Source organism: Campylobacter sp. BCW_6463 (assembly GCF_001762785.1).
In the GTDB taxonomy this organism is placed as follows: Bacteria; Campylobacterota; Campylobacteria; order Campylobacterales; family Campylobacteraceae; genus Campylobacter_D; species Campylobacter_D jejuni.
Map to the genome: position 1 here is coordinate 1 of NZ_MJXL01000006.1, position 3,738 is coordinate 3,738.

Sequence of the window (3,738 nt, forward strand, 5' to 3'; positions counted from 1 at the left end):
ATAGCTCCTTGGACTAAAGCAGAAAAAGCTTATTATAAATCTTTAAAAACTAAAAAAGAAAGATATAAATATTTAGTTATAAGAAGTGGTATAAGAAGTGTTGTTATAGATATACCTTATGAAGCTATAGGAGCTGTAGATGAAAAAGGAAATGTAGATCCTAAATATGAAAAATTATATAGAATAGTAGATGATAATAAACATAATCTAAGATCAAGTTTATTTCATAATGAATGGGGTATGGCAGCAGGAATATTAGGTGATTATAAATACCTAGCTAATGATATGTCTCAAAATGGTTTTAATGCAAGATTTATCCAAGCTACTATACTTTATATACAATTAAGTGGAGGAAGTAGTATATTAGATAAACCTAATTTATTAGGTGCTATTTATGGTTATGCAGATATTGCTGTAGGAAGTGGTTTAGTAGGAGTGCATAAAAATCCTTTAAGAGAACAAGAGATTAAAACCTTAGCTAAGACTTTAAAACCTGATGAATTTGGTATGCTTCCTTTTATAGATGAGATTATGGGAGTAGATTGGGTGATTGATTATAATAAATATAGAATTGCTCGTGATGAATTTGGAAGTATGTATAAAGCCTTAAGAAGTGATATAGTTGAGGGCAAAATAAAAGATCCAAGGGATATAGATTCTACTTATGAAAGCAGAAGAGAATTTGATCATCATAGGGGAGGGTATAAAAATGGTATGAGGCAAGGCTATGAAACCGATACACCTAATGATTGGAGTGAAGAAAGGGCTCAACTTTTTAATGATACTTTAATATTACATGCCAAATTAGCAGCCCTAACTCCTCCTCAAGGCTATCCTAATGCCCCTTATTATTTTACCCCTGAAAATCTAGAATGGTATTATAAAAGACATAAGCTTGATAGACTTCTTGATCCAAGAATCCCTGCTATTTATAGATATAATTTTCCGCAAGAACTTCGAGCTAAAATACTAGCTTATGCTAAAGAGCATAATATAAAAGAGTAAACCACAAAAGAAAGGAAAAACAATGCAAAAAATACTTCAAATCGATTTAGAAAAAAGAAAAGCTTTAGAGAATTTCAAAAATCTAGCTTTATTAGGATTAGGTGGAACAATGCTTTTAAATTTAAAAGAACAAGCTTTGGATTTTACTCAAGAATTAACTTATATAAATACTTATGATAAGTATTTAAATTTAAAGCTTGATTCTTTTTATATCCCTTCTACACTTTTATCTTTGCTTCAATTAACTCAAAAAAGCAAAGAAGCTTTTTATATCAATGTTTTAATCAATAGCGATACACATTATAAAAATCCTTTATTACAATATGCTATTACCCAAAAACAAGAACAAGAAAATATCGTTTATGCTTTAAAAAATAATGAAAATATTAATGCTTCTTTTGCAAATCTTAATGCTTTAAAATTAGCCTTAGAAGAAAAGAATTTTTATCTTAATTTTATAGATTTAAACAGCAAAGAAAGTCTTTTAAGTTTTTATAATCAAATAATAAGCAATAATCATTTTAGAAATTATTTTTATTTTAAAGATAATCAATTTTTTATTAAAAAAGATATAAAAAATAAAATTTTATTTCATAGTATTCACTCTTCTTCTATTATAAGTAATTATCTTAGATTGTTAAATGATTTTAATACTTTAAGCAAGATAGAACTCATAAATATATTAGAAAGTTTAAGTTTATACAATCTTTCAACTTTAATACAAACTATGCAAACTATACAATCAAAAAATGAATATAACTCAAAAGACTTTGATAAAGATAGTATCTTTTTATCTAATATGATTATGAATGTGAGATTGAAGTAAAAAGATAGTAGATTTGGTAAATTTAAATCTTGTTAAGTTTATTATTTAGTTCAAATAAAAAATATAAAAAAATATAGAAATTCAATAGAAGAAGAGAAGCTTAGTTAAAAGTTTGTTTGGTTAAGCCAAAGGGAAAATTATAGCTCCCCTTAAAAAAAGGGGAAATCAAGTGTTAATAACACTTGACTATAATTATACAAAGTAGTATAATTATTACTATAATTTTATTGGACAATTTAATCACCGCCTTTCTAGGTTATGATTAATGCCAAAGGTAGCCGCCTTTGGCATCTACCTTTTATAATTATACCAAACAAACTCTTTAACTTCTTAAAACAGTCCATGAAAAGATTTTACTTTTTATTCTTTAGCACTTTGTTTTTTGCACCTTCATTTTTATTTGGTGCAACTGAAATAGCTAATAGCAATTTAATTTATACTTGGGGTTATGGCGATGTGATGAATGAAATCATGCAAGCTGTTAAAGGTATAACCACTGAAACAAGTTATATCGTTAATGCAGCCTTAGCTATCTCATTATTGCTTTTTAGTATCAAAAAAGCAATGGATGGACAAACAAATCCTGTGTTTGAATTTGGAAAAATGTTTATACTTTTTGCTGTAGTGTGGCAGATGTTTTTAAGGGCGCCAAATGACAATAATCACCGCTTCATGATTCACGATGAAGTAACAAGTAAAGATTATGTCATTTCTCAAATTCCTATAGGCATAGGAAAAAGCTTTGCATTAATGACACAATTTGAGAAGGTTATCCTAGAAGCTATGGAAAAACATTTTTCAACTCCACAATCTACAAATTTCTCTAACGCAGGTTTAGGTTTTTCACTTCAAGTGATGAGTACTTTACCAAGCGTAAAGCTTTCGGCTATTGATGCAACTTTGCAAAAAAATATTGATTTTTATTTTAGAAACTGCGTTTCAGTAGGTATCTTGCTTAATCAACAAGGTAGAAATCTTTTTCAAAACTCTGATAATTTAATGCAAGATCTTTTCACAAACATAGGCAATGGCTCTCAGCTTACTCCTTTGTTTAAAAATAACAATAATGTTGAAGAACAAAGTGTTGTACCTTGTTCTGATGCAGGTCCTCAAATCGTTGAAATGATTCAAAACGATACAGATGAAGCTATGAAGATTCATGCTGCTTTGCTTGGTATGGTAGATGATATGACAAATTATGAGCAAAAGTTCTTAGGCGCTGCACAAATCTATAACGAACAAGCTGTAAGTGCTAGATCTTATTTACAGCAATCCATGATAATGCTTGCTTCTCAAGATGCAATCATTAATACCGCTAAATCAGTAGGATTAAATCCTGCTTCTGTGGCTGCAAATACTGCTTATGCGGATCAGCAATTTTATGCAAGTATGCAAGCACAAGGACACATGGCGCAAACTTATTTGCCTTTAGCTAAAGCTTATTTAACAGCTATTATCATAGGTTTATCTTGGCTTGTTGCTTTGCTTTCTATTGTATTTGGCTCTTACGCACATATTAAGATGTTTTTTACTCTATGTATTTGGATAGTGCTTTGGACTCCTATTCTTTGTATTATTAACTATCTAAATGATTATAATCTTATGAAAGTTGCACAAGTAATAACAGGTGGAAAAGCAGCTTTAAGCTTAGGAGATAACATGCTTATATTCAAAGAAGTAGCAAATAGATCAAATTTCATGAATTATCTTGTAATGAGTACTCCTGTTTTAGCTTATGCAATTGCTAAAGCAAGTGAGCAAGGATTTATAACTTTTGCTTCTGGATTATCTCAAGCTCTAACAGGTGCTTCAAGAGCTGCTGGAAGCTTTGCAAATCAGCAAGCCTTATCTACACAAACTAGCATTGCTGCTCCTAGAGGAGATGAAGTTTGGGCTGTGGGTGCAGG

Annotated in this window: 3 protein-coding genes; all 3 read left to right on the forward strand. The window is 29.7% G+C overall.

The genetic code is table 11. The features are described from left to right. Positions 1–1,005, forward strand: a 1,005-nt coding sequence (locus AJ884_RS00060; protein WP_070286328.1) for a hypothetical protein, incomplete at its 5' end; no start/stop codon positions are given. A gap of 22 nt (positions 1,006–1,027) precedes the next feature. Continuing rightward, on the forward strand, positions 1,028–1,831 hold the full coding sequence (locus AJ884_RS00065; RefSeq protein ID WP_070233291.1) for a hypothetical protein: 804 nt from the start codon (positions 1,028–1,030) through the stop codon (positions 1,829–1,831). A gap of 342 nt (positions 1,832–2,173) precedes the next feature. Then, on the forward strand, positions 2,174–3,738 hold a 1,565-nt coding region (locus AJ884_RS00070), incomplete at its 3' end, for a conjugal transfer protein TraG N-terminal domain-containing protein (protein ID WP_148123910.1).

Coding starts and splice junctions, on each gene's coding strand:
- AJ884_RS00065 (WP_070233291.1), top strand. CDS start 1,028: ATGCAAAAAATACTTCAAATCGATTTAGAAAAAAGAAAAGCTTTAGAG.